This is a genomic window from Vibrio tasmaniensis (genome assembly GCF_024347635.1).
Classification (GTDB): domain Bacteria; phylum Pseudomonadota; class Gammaproteobacteria; order Enterobacterales; family Vibrionaceae; genus Vibrio; species Vibrio tasmaniensis.
The window spans coordinates 406,863-422,235 of record NZ_AP025511.1 but is presented as its reverse complement, the minus strand read 5'-3'; the positions used below and the strand labels follow the sequence as shown (position 1 = coordinate 422,235).

At 44.2% G+C, this 15,373-nt stretch carries 12 protein-coding genes; 5 read left to right on the top strand and 7 right to left on the bottom strand.

Features of this window, described 5'->3' with window-relative positions:
* Positions 1-65 precede the first annotated feature (65 nt).
* Both OCV44_RS16265 and OCV44_RS16260 read right to left on the bottom strand, forming a co-directional pair.
* Complete coding sequence (locus OCV44_RS16265; RefSeq protein ID WP_139685920.1) at positions 66-569, bottom strand: acyl-CoA thioesterase; 504 nt, start codon at positions 567-569, stop codon at positions 66-68.
* Positions 570-1,359: 790 nt separating this feature from the next.
* Positions 1,360-2,253, bottom strand: coding sequence for a DMT family transporter (locus OCV44_RS16260; protein ID WP_139685921.1), 894 nt, complete (start codon positions 2,251-2,253; stop codon positions 1,360-1,362).
* A 98-nt stretch (positions 2,254-2,351) separates the two neighbouring features.
* On the opposite strand from OCV44_RS16260, the gene OCV44_RS16255 reads away from it, so the two are divergent.
* On the top strand, positions 2,352-3,140 hold the full coding sequence (locus OCV44_RS16255) for an AraC family transcriptional regulator (protein WP_012600208.1): 789 nt from the start codon (positions 2,352-2,354) through the stop codon (positions 3,138-3,140).
* Between the two features lie 29 nt (positions 3,141-3,169).
* Here OCV44_RS16255 and OCV44_RS16250 read toward each other — a convergent pair whose 3' ends face one another.
* Genes OCV44_RS16250 through OCV44_RS16240 form a run of 3 tightly spaced genes read right to left on the bottom strand, consistent with a single transcriptional unit; the run spans position 3,170 to position 7,570 of the window.
* Positions 3,170-4,303, bottom strand: coding sequence for a lipocalin-like domain-containing protein (locus OCV44_RS16250; RefSeq protein ID WP_139685922.1), 1,134 nt, complete (start codon positions 4,301-4,303; stop codon positions 3,170-3,172).
* Complete coding sequence (locus OCV44_RS16245) at positions 4,303-6,843, bottom strand: ABC transporter permease (protein ID WP_139685930.1); 2,541 nt, start codon at positions 6,841-6,843, stop codon at positions 4,303-4,305. The genes OCV44_RS16250 and OCV44_RS16245 overlap by 1 nt, the downstream gene beginning before the upstream one ends.
* Before the next feature lie 4 nt (positions 6,844-6,847).
* Positions 6,848-7,570: an ABC transporter ATP-binding protein gene (locus OCV44_RS16240; RefSeq protein ID WP_139685923.1), complete on the bottom strand. Its 723-nt coding sequence runs from the start codon at positions 7,568-7,570 to the stop codon at positions 6,848-6,850.
* A gap of 463 nt (positions 7,571-8,033) precedes the next feature.
* Between OCV44_RS16240 and OCV44_RS16235 the strand changes: the two genes are divergently transcribed.
* Both OCV44_RS16235 and OCV44_RS16230 read left to right on the top strand, forming a co-directional pair.
* On the top strand, positions 8,034-8,894 hold the full coding sequence (locus OCV44_RS16235) for a phosphate/phosphite/phosphonate ABC transporter substrate-binding protein (protein ID WP_246091824.1): 861 nt from the start codon (positions 8,034-8,036) through the stop codon (positions 8,892-8,894).
* An 18-nt stretch (positions 8,895-8,912) separates the two neighbouring features.
* Positions 8,913-11,093 carry a bifunctional diguanylate cyclase/phosphodiesterase gene (locus OCV44_RS16230; protein WP_139685925.1) on the top strand — a complete coding sequence of 727 codons (2,181 nt, stop codon included), beginning with the start codon at positions 8,913-8,915 and terminating at the stop codon, positions 11,091-11,093.
* Positions 11,094-11,177: 84 nt separating this feature from the next.
* Here the strand turns inward: OCV44_RS16230 and OCV44_RS16225 are convergent, their stop codons facing one another.
* Positions 11,178-12,164 carry a zinc-dependent alcohol dehydrogenase family protein gene (locus OCV44_RS16225; RefSeq protein ID WP_139685926.1) on the bottom strand — a complete coding sequence of 329 codons (987 nt, stop codon included), beginning with the start codon at positions 12,162-12,164 and terminating at the stop codon, positions 11,178-11,180.
* A gap of 196 nt (positions 12,165-12,360) precedes the next feature.
* Between OCV44_RS16225 and OCV44_RS16220 the strand changes: the two genes are divergently transcribed.
* On the top strand, positions 12,361-12,636 hold the full coding sequence (locus OCV44_RS16220) for a hypothetical protein (protein WP_139685927.1): 276 nt from the start codon (positions 12,361-12,363) through the stop codon (positions 12,634-12,636).
* Positions 12,637-12,666: 30 nt separating this feature from the next.
* Positions 12,667-13,878, top strand: a complete 1,212-nt coding sequence (locus OCV44_RS16215) for a B12-binding domain-containing radical SAM protein (protein ID WP_139685928.1) — start codon at positions 12,667-12,669, stop codon at positions 13,876-13,878.
* Positions 13,879-13,972: 94 nt separating this feature from the next.
* On the opposite strand, the gene OCV44_RS16210 is transcribed toward OCV44_RS16215, so the two are convergent.
* Positions 13,973-15,349 carry an IS4 family transposase gene (locus OCV44_RS16210; RefSeq protein WP_261900938.1) on the bottom strand — a complete coding sequence of 459 codons (1,377 nt, stop codon included), beginning with the start codon at positions 15,347-15,349 and terminating at the stop codon, positions 13,973-13,975.
* Between the last annotated feature and the right edge of the window lie 24 nt (positions 15,350-15,373).

Below are 15,373 nucleotides of genomic sequence, written 5' to 3'. Positions count from 1 at the left end.
AAATGCCAAGCAAGTACTGCCTGGCATCGTAATAAGGTTTTGTAGGGTAGAGCTGCTAGTGGCGCCTATTTAAGATACTTTACGTGTGCTTCCATCTCTTCACCGATCTGTTTTCGCATGTTCATAAGACGAATAGCCGAATCTCTTAATTCAATGTCTTCTGATGTTTCTGGTACCCATTCTGGCACTTTAGTCGGGTTACCATTTTCATCAACAGCGACCATAATCACGATACAGTGAGTCGTTAGGCGGTTGTTGAGTTCTTTTGGGTCGCTGGCTTGAACATCGATAGCGATGTGCATAGAAGATGAACCCGTATAGATGACCTTCGCACTGACTTCAACAAGGTTACCAACATGGATTGGAGCAACGAATCTGATCCCCCCAGCATAAGCAGTAATACAGTACTTACCACTCCACCCAGCAGAACAAGCATAAGCCGCTAAATCGACCCACTTCATTACTGCACCACCATGGACTTTACCACCAAAGTTGACATCCCCGGGTTCAGCTAAAAAACGCAGAGTAACGTCTCGTTTACCATCTGGTCGGTTATTGTTACTGCTCATCAATCTTCCTTCATTATTATTGTACTGCATAACATGCTAGTTACTTACCAGTAACAATATACTTAAGGTGACACAAATTAAAGTGGATAATCTCACGGTTAAGAATATTTTCTCAAACAGATGGTAGGTTGGTGAATATTGATGTTTAAAGGGGGTGGACGTGACGCTCTAGCAGAGGAGTGCTTTATCGAGCAAGTTGGCCAAAGGGTCGATTGCAAAAAAAACACCTAGCGTAATGCTAGGTGCTTCTAAGCCGAGTGGTACTCATATCGGTACCTTTTTGTATTAGCCAACTAACCGTTGCTTATCTGGTTTAGTTCAAGTGATGTATCTTAATTAATCCTTAAACGGTAGCTTTGATTTTTCTTATAAGCTCAATTCTGTGTTTTTCAAAGTATAGATCCTTCTTTAAGATAATTCCTTGCGGATCATTGTTAGCAAACCGTTTTATTATATGTTGATTTAATTTCCTGTTATTTATCTCTTGATTAGGTGTATATGCTGATTTGTTGTTTTTTTGCGGGTTTTTGATTCGCCATAAACTAAGCTGATTAGGCGGATTTCTCAAGTTTCAAACATTTCTTAATGGCTCAATTTGGTCTGAGTTGCATTGGCCGTGTGACCGGAAATGAGTGATTATCGCAGTCGTTACCTGTTTCAGGGAGAGCTACTCTAACTTTTTTAATACTTAACCGTATTGAGTTCATCAACGAGAATCGTTGAGATATCGCAAAGTACACTCCGTTATGAAAGGTACTTAAAAGCTTCGTGAACGAAAAATAGAATCAGATTAGCTTTGCTGAGGTAAGGGAGCCTCAAGCCTTGGTTTTCTTTTAACTTGTGCAAGGATGACACCGGAAATCACCATCACACCACCAATGATGTGGAACTGGTTAATCTTTTCGCCCAGCCAGGTGGAAGCTAATACAATCGCGATAACTGGCATCAAATTCATGAACATCGCACTTGAGTCCGCACCAATGGTATCAATCGCTTTCACCCACATCCAAGGCGCTAAAATTGAAGCGGCCACCGCGGCGTAAGCTATCAATGGTATCGCTTGTTGCGGTGGTAAAAGCTGTTCGCTGGTAAGCCAAAGTGGCGTAAGCATCGCGACAGCAAACAGACCCTGAATGTAAATCACCACCCAGCTACTGATTGGCATTTTCCAGCGTTTCAATAGCACACAGTAAGAAGCATAAACAAAGGCCGCAATTAACATATAGCCATCGCCTTGAGTCAATTCTTGATGCATGAAGAATAACGGGTCGCCTTTACCTAACATCAGAGCTAAGCCTGACAGTGACAACACACCGCCAACAATACTCAAACTAGAAATCGACTTGTGCAACAGAGGGACGCTTAAAAACACACTGATCAATGGAACCAAAGAAGTGATCAGTGCCATGTTAGAAGCGGTTGTGGTTAAGCCCGCGTAATAACCTAGAGATTGGTTTAACACCATGCCCAAAAAGCCGAGGAACGCTAATTTTGATAGGTTTGGTTTAATGACAGCCCACTGTTTCATTACTGGGCGAATACAGAAAGGCGTGAGAATTAACATCGCAAAAAACCAGCGGTAAAAACTCATTGCACTAGGTTCTATAGTGCTTGCAGCAAGCTTGTTGACGATTGCATTGGCGCCCCAGATACAGACTGTAAAAAATGGTAAGAGGTAATGCATGTGAATTCCGTCGCAAATGAGTTGATGTGGCTAGTTTGACAGGTCGTTATACTTACAAGTATCTTTAGAAAGACATCAGGCGCGATAGGAAGACAAGTTTGAAAAAACACTCCAGAAACCTTCACCCATCCTTATCAATTGATAAGGCACCATCCAACGTATTTATGAATTTTGAAGCGTTTCTTTCGAACACTGAAACCCGAGTTCATAGCCACTCATGGGGACAGGTTCAATTGATCAGTGGCGGTATATTAGAGATGGAAGCGGAAAGCACTCGATTTCTAGCGCCACCACATTTGGCGATTTGGGTACCGGCTGGGGTGATGCATTGCAGTTATAACCGTAAGCCTTTGGACTACTGCTCGCTAAATATCGCCCCAGAGCTAACGCAACATCTTCCAGATAAAACTAGCCTTATAAAGATCACGCCGATTGTGTCTTCGATTATTGATGACTTTCGCGATCGTGGAATCAATGTTGCGGAAACAGAACAAGATCAAAGACTCGTTCAGGTACTGCTTGACCAACTTGCGCAGCGTGAGGTTGAACACCACTTCTTGCCTTCAACCGACAATAAGTACCTCGCGCCTATATTGGCTTCTGTGGAAGAAAACCCAACCGACGAAGTGACGCTGAAAGATTGGGCTGAGCGTGTTCACACCACGGAAAGAACCCTTTCTCGCCACTGCCAGACCGAGCTCGGAATGAGCTTTACAGAGTGGCGGCTACGAGTGCGCTACCTTTACTCAATGGACTTGTTGAGAAACGGCCAATCGGTTAAAGAGGTCGCTCTTACATTGGGTTATAACCAAGCAAGTCCATTTATCACTATGTTCAAACGTTACGCGAACCAAACGCCAGAACAGTATAAGAACCGTTTATTGTGATTTTTTTCTTGCTCCGTTTCTTGTTTGCCTTAATACCCCGTCAACTCCATATAGCCAGCTCCGGAATGAGAACCTTTAATTATGATTGGCCCTTCCCAATAGGGAACAGACAGCGGCATTTTGGCATTTGGATTGAGTGCTGAGACGGTCAGTTCTATTTGCTGGCTTGGAATCGAAATTTGCCACTCTGTTGGGTAGTCACGCCCTTCAATTTCAGTTTGCCTGATGGCTGTTAAGCTGATGTCTTGTTGCTTAATCGCGATGCCGGATCCATCTTGCTTCATCAACCTTGCGTGAGCATAACTGGCTTTGCCTGATGTTGAGTTTCGAAGCTGAAATACCACCAAACTGGTTTCATCACTCAGCCTTAGCGCAAACCAATCCCAGCCTTGTTGCGAGTCGAGTAAAAACTGTGAGCTCCATTCTCTGTCTATCCAACCTTTGCCAGAAACCTGATGCGAGATGCCATCAATGGTTACTTCGCCTGATACATCGATGAATGGTTGGCTGTAGTAATAGGAAGCCACTTTGCCATCGCCACTTTTGGTGCTGTAGCCTTGTTCGCCTTGCTTTTGATAAGGCGCGTTGTTGGTTAACTTAAGCGAGTAGCCAAACTGACCGGAATTAGCGTTCAAGGTTGCGGGGAACAGATCATCACTTGACGATGTCCATTGCCAGTCATCGAGATAGACACGAAATAGTGAAGCGCTTACTCCTGCCAGTTCAGCTTGGCCGCGTGACCACTTCTCATCGGCATAGTGTTTGTCTTTGGTGGTGACGGCGCTGTGTGCCATGTAGATTTGCTGACTTTGCCACGTAGTTTCCTTAGTGCTATTCGAACTGTCCTTTGGGGCAGCCGCGAAGCGGAATTGTGTCCATTGTACGCCGAGAGCATTGCCATTCTCATCGATAAGGTTAGCGGTTAAATACCACCATTCATGACGAAAACTTGGGTGTGCTTGGTGGTCGGCAGGGAAGGTGATGTCGATACCTTTTACTACCGGAGAAAATTGCGCTTGATCGATTGCCGTTTCATTCTCTGTTTGTGTTTCAGTACCGAGTATCGAACCCATATTTTGAGCTGATGGTTGAGTAGACTCGTCGCACCCTAAAAGGAGCAAGATGCCAATTGTGAGAACGAAAACTTTTATTGGTCGATTCATCACAACACCTCGCTCTGTAAACTGTATACCACGGGTTTGCTGACCAAACGCCACAGTGGAATCAAGGTCGCAAACACAGCCACTAAAATGGTGATGGCTGCGATGCTGAGTGCGTCACTCCAATTCCATACGTAATTTAAGCTCCAACCAAAGGCGCGCAGGGTAACGATGTCCGTCAACACATAACCGACCATAGCGCCGAGTGGTAAGGCGATAACCAGAGTGAAGGTGACCAGAACAACGATTTGCGCGACTACCATCACCATCAATTTTCTCTGACTAACACCGAGCGCATACAACCTTGCAATAGCGGCTTTACGTGCATCGAGCAACATGAAACAGGCGCAGAACAACCCTATCACCGCCACCATTAAAGTGACGCCATTAAGCGCCCGAGTGATGGCAAAGGTTTGTGAGAAGATATCTAAAGCGATCGATTTGATCTGTGCTTGATCGTAAAGCTGACTTGGGTGCAGATTGAGTTGTTGGCGTAGCTGTTCATATACCACTTGTGGGTCACCAGATACTTTGATTCCCAAGCTGGTGGGCAAGTCAGTAAATCCGCTTTCGAGCCATAAATTAGGTGCAAGTAACACTTCGCCATTCGGTGAACCGTAATCATGAAAAATCGCCCCGACGATGAGTGTTTTGTCTTGGATCGCGTCGAGCTTGAGTTGGCTGCCAAGGGACAAGCCGATCTTCACCGCCGTAGGTTCACTGATCGCCACGAATTCACCTTGGTAAAAGCGCGTCCAGAAGTCATCAACGTGAGATTGGAACACCATGGTTTGCTCAAGTGTGTCTTTGTCTTTGGTGCCGAGCAAAGTCGGCAAGCCCTGCAAGTTATCATCGACGTAGTATTGCTTATAGACGGTTTCAACGTTCTCAAACTGTTCTAACGCACGTTCCACATTCGCGATTTCACCTTGGGCAGGGCTAACATAAATATCGGCATGTAAGCGTTGTTCAAGCCATTGCTTTAACGTGGATTCAAAGCTGCCGACTAAGGTATTCATTCCCACATTGGCGGTGACGGCGAGAAGCAACGCCATCATGGCAAGGGAGAGAGGGGAGATAAGTTCACGCAGTTCAGCAAAAAGATATTGTATTAACCCCGATTGGGTGCGTTTTTCGCTCCAGTTCGCTAGTACGCTAAGTGTTTTGGGTAGATACAAGGGAATCGACACCACTAACATTCCAAGCCAAGCCATGGTGAAGCGATGATGTTCGCTCAGCCATAACCCTGCTAACGCGACAATGGTTAATACTGACCCGATAACAAACAGCTGATTTTCGTTAGATGCTTCCGGCGCTTGATAGAAACCGCCATGGGAAGAGAGTGGTTGTCGAATACGCTGCTTAAAGTGTTGCCGACATGCAACTAAAGTAGCTGCTAACGTAAGTAATAAAGCTTGTACCAACCATTGCCACTGCCATGTGCCGGGAAGCAGTGTTGCACCATAAAGTTGCTCAAGCGTTATCGCGACGGTTGGATGCAGCCAATGGCTGAGTTGAATGCCGAGAATGAAACCAAGCGATGCGCCCAGTGTGACTAAAAGAGTCAGCTCGACTAACAGAGCCGAAAACACGATGCTTGGCGCAACCCCAGCTTGTTGAATTTGTACCAACAGCCGATTACGCTTGAGCAAACTGTACTTCACACCGTTGTAAGCGATGAACAGGCCAACCAAAAAAGCCAGTAAGCTCATAGCGGTAAGATTGAGGTGAAAGCTATCGGTAATTGAACCGAGATCCGTGCTTTGGTTGTTGGAAATCCATTGCCCCTGTTTGCCGATAAGGCTTCGCCACTTATCCTGAGTATTGCTCTTAGTGTCACTCTTAGTGTCAAAAATAGCGATATAGCTCAGTTGTCCTTGCTTGTTAAGCAGTTGCTGAGCGAATCCAATATCCATCAACATTCTGCTGCCCAGTTGCCATTCATCGGGCAACACTACCACTTGGGTGAGTACTTCATCCAAAGTGAGTGTGTCTACTTCGCCCAAGTTCTGGTGTTGCGATTGGCTCATCATCACTATGGGCTCACCCGCCAAGAGTTGCGGCAAAGGTAAGGCATTGTCGAACAGGGATATGTTTTGACTGTCTTCTGACGGTCTATCGTTTTCGGCTGGCTTGTCGCTAGAATAGCGAGATCTTGAGGTGAGAGCAGCGATCAACTCACTACCTTGTACCGACCAACGACGACCTTGTTCGTCCCTCACTCGCCCTTCAATTACAGGCAGTGTTGCACTTAATCCATTCTGTCTTAGCTTGAAATAGAGCGCTTCCGGTAAATAGTTTTGCCCTGCTGGTGGAATGATAAGGTTCTGCGCTTGGGCGCTAAGTTGTTCGGTAGATTCTGCATAACTGCGCTTGGCATTGAGGTTGATCGCTTGCACTGCGACAAATAAGGTTACCGCTAGCACAATGCCGATCAGAATCGCTGCGGCTTGCAAGGGTGATTGACGATAATGCGCCGCGAATAGATTCAGAGTCAGTTTGATATGGGTGAGTTGGCTTTGCGCGAAGCCAGTTTGCTTCATTGAATTACTCACAGTGCTGCTGCTCTTGGGCTTGGATTCGATCTACGCTCTTTAAACAACCATCATCTAAAACCAATTGTGTTTGCATAAAACCGGCACATTCCGGGCTGTGCGTCACCAAAAGCACGGCAGTGTTACCTTGCGTGGTGATTTCACTCAGCAGCTTCATTACCTCAATACCTGCTTTGTGGTCGAGGTTGCCTGTGGGTTCGTCGGCAAGCAGTAGCTTAGGTTTGTGGGCTAACGCACGTGCGATCGCCACTCGTTGTTGCTGACCGCCAGAGAGTGCTGATACATGCCTATCGAGCAGTTCACTGATGCCTAACGCTTTCACTAAATAATCACACCAGTCGCCCCATTTTTGTTGATTCAAATGCAATGGGAACGCGATGTTTTGTTTTACGTTGAGTGGGGTTAACAAGTTGAACTGTTGAAAGATAACGCCCAATTTTTGATGGCGGAATCGACTCCATTGTGGATCTTTCCAATCTAATGTGTTCTCGCCATCGAGCCACAATTCTCCACCAGATAGTTCGCCACCGGATAGAGGTTCAAACCCCGCAATGATGTTCAGCAGAGTACTTTTTCCGCTGCCACTTGCCCCTGTCAAAGCCACGCTTGCCCCTGTCGCCAAAGCGAAGTCGACACCTTCCAATACGTGATGGGTATCTTTGCCATCAACAAAGCTTTTGCTGGCATGGGTGAGTGTGACAATTGGGCTTTCCATTTCCTCTCCTTTTCTTTCCTTATAACCAAAACTAATCATCAAAATGTGTCGTTACTTGTGGCTATTACCGAAGCGACAAGCTCTATAAAACTGTAGACAAAAATTTGAAAAAGAAAGCGATTTACATAGAATTATTAATAACTTGTACTTTGAAAAGAGAGAAACAGATCAGTACGAGGGAAAATACAGATGTGAGTGGGAGGTTTGAGTCCCCATTAGTAATTGGTTGTTAACACAATGATGCTAATTTATTCGCGATTGTGTGCTTACACCATTAATCGCTAATACAAGATGGCAGATTCTATGATTTTCGAATATTATAGTTCTAATATTGGGATAAATATCACATTTTGGTGCGTGCATGTTTAGTTGTCAGTCCATTTGTAAACAGTTCGTTTTACTGCTAGCAGTAATTGTTTGTTCGCTTTTCACGGTATCCGCTAGTGCAGACACGAAAAGCAACTTGCGTGAAGAAACAATAATCATAGGGGTTATTAGCTCTAACCCAAAAAAAGCATTCAAACGTGCACAGCCTTTTGCTGATTACTTAGCTGAAAATCTATCTAACGATGGTATCAAAACAGGCCAAGTTGTTGTCGCCCGCGACTCTCGTCAAATGGCTCGTTGGATAAAAAGCGGTCAGGTAGATCTGGTTTCTGAAACGGTGTTTGCAGCACAGGAATTAATGCAATATTCGGGTGCTGAACTTTTAGCAAGACGATGGAAAAGCGGTGTGGCGGAATATCATTCAATCTTCTTTTCCAAACGCAATAACGGGGTCGACTCCCTAGGTGACCTGCGTGGCAAAACGGTTGTCTTTGAGGATGTCGGTTCTACAAGTGCGTTTCTTGTCCCTGCGGCGATACTGCTTGGGCAAGGATATAAGCTCTATGAGTTAAGCTCCCCTAGAGAGTATCCACCGAAAGACAAGGTTGGTTATTTTTTCTCCGATGAATATTCAAAGTCTGGAGGAGAATCCAACATGATGAGCTGGGTTCATCGTAATATTGTTGCGTCAGCTGCATTTAGTAATCTCGATTGGGAGAAAGAAATTCCCGATCAGGTAAAACAACAGTTACAGGTAATCCATACTTCTCAAGCCATTCCACGCTCACTAGTACTAATACGCCCAGATCTCTCCTCCGAACTTAAGCAAAACATGCTCTTAGTATTGCTTGCGGCTCATGAAAGTGAGAAAGGTAAACAGGCTTTGAAAGCCTATAAGAAGACGAAAAAGTTTGATGCTATCACACCAGAGATTGTAGAAAGCATTTCTTGGGCGGAAGCGCAAAAACGACTGGTTGATGAATACATCTCCCGTTAACTAGAGAAGCTATTGCTTATGAAGTTAAAAGGTAAATTGGTTCTCGGAAACATGCTTATGGTCGTTTTGACTATGGGCTGCCTTTCCTTGTCTCAGTGGCTGATATCTTCATACTATAGTGATGAAATTCTGGAAGAAACGGCAACGAATATTGCAGAGAACTTTACTTCCCAAGCACAGAGTCAAGCAGAACAAACGGTTGAGTACCTGTCAGATGCACTTTTTGATCCGATGTATTTTCATGATATCGATAATATTAACTCTATTTTAGAGCCTGCCTTTGAAAATAAAGATGTCATATTCATAAAGGTCTTTGATGCTAATGGTTTGATAGTTCATACCGGAGAGGATGTAGTACTCGGTTATGGCTCCAACTTGGATATGCCAAGGGTGCAAGAAAATGTACTGAGTAAGCAAGAAAACTATACTGAAATCAATTCATCAGCACTGATTGTTGCGCGTCCAATCACGATGAATAAAACTCGGCTAGGAGGCATAGTGATGAGCTATTCCTTAGAGGCCGTGAAAGACGACATCGAGAAAAACAATACTATTATCAAGGATATAACTGACTCGAGTAGAAGTTATAGCACGGTATTGAGCATAATATTGACAATGTTCATGTGTCTGGTCAGCCTACTCTTTTCCATGTTATTAGCTAAGACGATGATTCGTCCGATTAATCAACTCCTACAACATTCGAAACGCATCAGTAAAGGGGTTTTCCTAGTATCAAACAACATCCAGCGCAGTGATGAACTCGGAGAGCTTGCTCAGGCGTTTGACAGGATGGATTCAAGCCTCAAGCAGCGGAATGAGGAAGTTGAGTTTTTAGCTTACAACGACCCTCTGACTAAGTTACCGAATCGCTCTCAGTTTATTCAATGTCTTGAACGATGTATTCATCGATGCAAACAGTCAAAAGAGGTCTTTGCGGTTTTCTTTATCGACTTGGACGAGTTTAAACGTGTCAATGATAACCTTGGGCATCAAGCTGGAGATGAGCTGTTAAGTGAAGTGGCTCAGACACTAACAAACTCGCTTAAAAAAATGGGGCAAATGACTGCAAAGGAAGAGCCTCAATGCATGATTGCAAGAGTTGGAGGGGATGAGTTTTTACTTCGCTTATCAGGAATTCAGACACAGGAGACAGTATCTAAGTTTGCCTCTGATATTGTGAACTCACTAAAACAGCCGATTTACCTCAGTTCCGTAGGTGAATCGGTAGTCGTGGGAGCGAGTGTTGGTGTTGCATTATTTCCTGAGTCGGGAAGCGCCTCTGAAGACTTGGTTAAAAGTGCAGACATGGCAATGTACAGCGCCAAACAAAAGGGTAAAGGTAGGTACTGTTTCTTCAACCAGGAAATCGAACAGAAGATACTAGCAAGGGGAGTCATCGAAAAGGAGCTTAGAGCCGCTATCGATGATTTTTCTCAGTTTAGTCTCTTATATCAACCAAAGTTTGACCTAAAAACAGGGCATGTCGTTGGAGTTGAAGCCCTTATACGTTGGCGTCATCCTACGAAAGGCAATATTTCGCCTATTGAGTTCATTCCTATCGCTGAAGCCACGGATATTATTCATACACTTGGTGAGTGGATAGTCATGCAGGCCTGCAAAGATATTCAGGAGTGGGGTTTTAGGCATCATCTTCCCCCCGAGTTTCACGTTGCGATAAACCTGTCTCCAAAGCAGCTCTATGGAGATAAGGCACTTCGATCATTCCAATATCAAACACAAAAACATCAAGTTGAAGCGACCAGGTTACATATAGAAGTAACCGAAACAGCCCTAATGTTTGACAGGGTAAGCGCAAAGAAAACGTTGGATGACCTTAGGAGTATGGGGATCAAAGTCTGGTTAGATGATTTTGGCACCGGATACTCTTCACTAGGGTTCTTACGAGAGTTCAACATTGATGGTTTGAAAATTGATCGAAGCTTTGTCAGTGATCTTGAGTGCGATATGAATGACCGTGCTCTATGTGCGGCAGTTGTTTCAATGGCTCACCAGCTAGGTATTAAGGTCGTTGCTGAAGGAATTGAAACAACTGTCCAGTCAAGCTTCTTAGCGCAATCGCACTGTGATTACGGACAAGGTTATCTCTTAGCCAAACCTATGTGTGCGGAAACGTTGTCGAAAAAACTTGAAACAGGGTTGAGCAAACCTAAACATACAAACGTTATTTATCTGAAGTAATTACGTCTTTTTAAACTCCCCCGTTTAACGCAGTGTTAGGAGGGTTACCTAACACGATCGCAAGTTATCGCGATCAACGATGTACTAAGGAAGCAAGATGATCTTGCCATTTAAGCGTGTGGTTTTCGATTCAATGAGATCAATTGCGGTTTGAACTTCATCTAATGGGAGATAACGGTCGACGTCGAGCTGAATGTCGTTGGTGATGAAGTGATCTAGCATGGTTGTGAACTTTTCACGGCGAACATCTTTCCCCTCAGCCTCTTCCCAATAACGTAAGAAGAAAGTACTGAAATCGATAGCTTGGTTTTTTGCGTGCTCGAAGAATCGCGGTTCATAAAAATCGAGCGAAAGCGTGCCATAGTTGATAAAACGCCCTTGGCTGCTAAGGGTATGAATAAGTTCGGTTCCGGGCGTTCCACCAATCGCATCAAAGGCAACCGTCGGTCGAGGTAAACCCAGCTGTTGAATTTGTGCAACCAAATCACTATTGGTATCTAACACATAGTTTGAATTGGTTCGAGAGCGCTCAGGTTGTGACGTCACAACAATGATTTGAAACCCAAGTGAGCTAGATAACTGGGAGAAAACCTTACCAATGGCTGAGCTACCTGCATTGATGATCAACAAATCTTCTTTGGTCAACTTCGCGACTTCTGTCGTTAGTACCCACGCGGTGAGCGCATTTATGTACAACTGACAGGCATAGCCATTGTCTAGGTGCTGAGGAATGTGGAAGAGGTTGTCTGGTGATACATCGACATAGTTCTGCCATGTTCCACTGGTTGCCACGAGCACTCGCTGATTCACTGAAAATTCAGCATGGCTGGACTCTACAACCCTTCCTACTGCTTCAAACCCAGGCACTCTCGGCGGCTGGTGGCTGTGTTTGTACTGCCCAACACCATAAATCGACAACAGATCACTAGGATTGATGTTGGTCGCTTCAACTCGTACTCGAACCTTATCCTTATCTAGCATTCCTAAAGTGACATGTTCCATCTTGAGAGACTCTTTCGGCTGACCGAAACGGAACTGGCTAATTCGGGTATTTTTCTTCGTGTCAGTCATGGTACGGGTACCTTTATGGATTATGAGTACTGCATTTATTTTAAGTGTAGCGTGTTCATAAATAGTCTTGGATCAGTAATATTGCTCAACATTGATGATGTTGGCAATCGATTGTTCAAATTGAAATTAGTTAACCAAAAGTTGACCAACACCTATCTACAATGACTCCTAGTTAGATAACTAGGAGTTAAGAAAGATGAACATGCCAAAAGTCATGTCTAAGTGGAAAACATTATTGGCTCTGACTATGGCCTTGTTTGCTCTTAAGTTTCATCTACTTCTGATTTGGGGGCTATTTTGCTGGTTTTGGGGATGGGAAAATCTTCGTGCTAAAGAAGCCTTTTTTGTTGAACGTATTGAGCTAAAAAATCATCCAGTTTTGTTTACCTTGATCATCATCAGTTGGTTTGTGATGGGAGGGATATATTTCTATATGGACAACAGGGTCTTTGAGTTTTTTAGTTCTTTGTAGCTAAGCATAAGTGAATAATTAGGACACGTTATGAAAATCTATTTAGTTAAAGCATCTGCTGGCAGCGATTACTCAAAATACAAAGCTTCGACTGGTGGTCCTCCACAAAACATATTTGCAGCCGCTGCTGCGACACCAAAATGGTACAAGTTAGATATGGTTGATGAAACCATAGGTGCAAAAGCTGATCTTTATACTGATGCCGATTTGGTGGTGATATTTATGTCGACTCCGGATGCTTATCGGGCTTACGACCTAGCTTCCAAATATAAGCAAAAAGGCAAAACAGTCATACTGGGTGGGTTACATACTCAGTTTAACCCTAAAGAAGCGGCAGTATATGCGGATTGTTTGGTGATGGGAGAAGTTGAGAACTACTGGGTTCAGCTATTACGTGATGCTGAGTTTGGTTCGTTACAGCCTATTTATGAAAGTTCCGAACCTGTCGACCTCAGTATGCTCAATCCATACCCAACAGATATCATCAATCCAGAAGCGTACAATTATACATGGTCAGTGGTCGTGACAAGAGGTTGTCCATTCAAATGTAACTTCTGTTTGGTGCCAAGGTTCTTTGATAAGTTCCAGAAAAGGCCAATCGAAAATATCGTTAGCGAATTAGAGTATCTCAAGACATTAGGTATTGAATGGGTTGAGCTGCACTCTGACAATCTCACTCATGACCGTGAATATGCTCTGGCTCTATTTAAAGCCATTAAGCCGCTTAATATGAGCTTCTATGGGGAAACGACAGTATTGATTGCTCGTGATAAAGAGTTGTTGAGTGCAGCGGTGAAAGCAGGCTTTAAAGCGGTATTGTTAGGGATAGAAACGCCATCTGAAGAGGCTTTAAAAGCACAGAAAAAAGGTTTTGTGAAACCATCCAAAATGAAAGAGTACATCGCTGAGATTAGATCGCATGGTATCGAAGTATGGGGCGATTTCTTGTTCGGTTTTGATGAACATGACACTGCTATCTTCAAGCAAACGCAGAAGTTCGTCGAAGATATCAAGGTTGATAAGGTGATCCCGCACTACATGATTCCGTTTCCCGGTTCTGAGTCTTTTAATAAGTTAGAGCGAGAGGGGCGACTCCTTACTAAAGATTGGTCTAAGTACGATGGTAGCCACCCGGTGTATCAACCAAGTCGTATGAGCGTTGAAGAGTTAGAGGAAGGCTTGTATTGGATTTGGCGGAAGAATACGAGTTTGAAAGAAAGAGTTGTTGCTTGGTTCAGTTAAAATTTGTTCTTTATTGAGCTGGATACATGGAATGACTGACTCAGCCAGTACACTTTAAAGGCTCCATGTGGCTGTCTCTTGATCACAAGTCTGGTTAATCAAGAGACTTAGCGAGTTCATACCCTTCAAGGATGGTTTGTAACCTAAACCATCCTTGCCATAACGTCTTTATAGAAGTGCGACCTGTTCGCTTGGTATTCTTCCAACCACCTAACCGAGCAATACCGTTGTAAGCCCATGATATATTAGGCGCTTCTTTCGGTAGTTTTTTACTCTCCAACTTGAGCCACATTAACTTCCACGCTTTGCCTTTTAATACCTGCTCACAACTGGCCTTAGATAACTCGTCTGATTCATTCATAAACCTCAACTGGAGTAACCGAGTCGCGATAAAAGCCAAAACGACGCTGAGCCTTTCTAAGTTACCCTTACTTTGCATTCTCAGTTGCTCAACTTCAGTCCCTTCACTTTTCCAGACTTTATGAAAATCTTCTATTAGCCAGCGCCGCTCATAATAACTGACGATTTTGAGTGCCTCTTCCTTGCTCGTTATCGGCTCTGAAGTCAGTAAGTGCCACGCGAGCTTATTATCACTCTCTCCTTGTTCTATACATCCCACGTAGTAAAGCGGAATGTTATCGAACTCTTTCTTGTTAGCAGGAGACTTGAGTGTCACGGGGGCATATTTGATATCTAAATAAGCCTTGCGAGCTTTACGACCGCCTTTTTGCGGTATTTCGAGCACTTTCTCTCCGGCTGATAACAGGGTAGAGGCATAGCTATAAAGACGATTATCATGCTCTTCAATACAGCGGCTTTGCATTGAGCGAACGAGGAATCTCTGTTGTTGCTCTCGCTTGTAAGTGAGGTATTCAAATAGGTCGGCTTCTCTATCGCACACAGAAATGACATCCGAAATTTTATCGCCAAGTCGCTCAGCGACATGGCGAGAGGCTTGTTCCCATTTATAACTTTCTTTCTCTTTGTATGGTCGAGTCGCATGCTGGTGCCTTTGACCTCGCTTTTCTATATCACGAGTCCAGCGCTGTTGTTCAATTAAACCAATAACAGATTGAGTATCGGGAGCAAAAAGTAAGGTTGAGTGTACGAACATGGCGCGATGTCGATTGCCTTGATTGGAATGCCCGAGTTCATCTCGAATGCTACGATGGGAGTAACTGAGAGAAGTGGTGTCTTCTAAGGCAAGAAGTGTTTGTTGCTCTAATGCTTCTTGTGCGGTGACATAAAAACCCGCTTCTGCGATATCTTCTGCTTTGATTTGCTCATTACGGATGAAGCGATAAGCCCCTTCCATTTCAGCAGGGGAGATAATGAGTTTCGAGACGGGTACACCAGGTTGCTCGGCCAGTGAGGCTGCGAGAGCAACGAGTCTTTGAGTGCGTCTAGGGTCATTAATGTGGGCTTGACCGAACTGTTTTTGTGCCCAAAGGGTAGGCTCTATATAGGTCATGATAATCATCCTTGTCATTGCTTA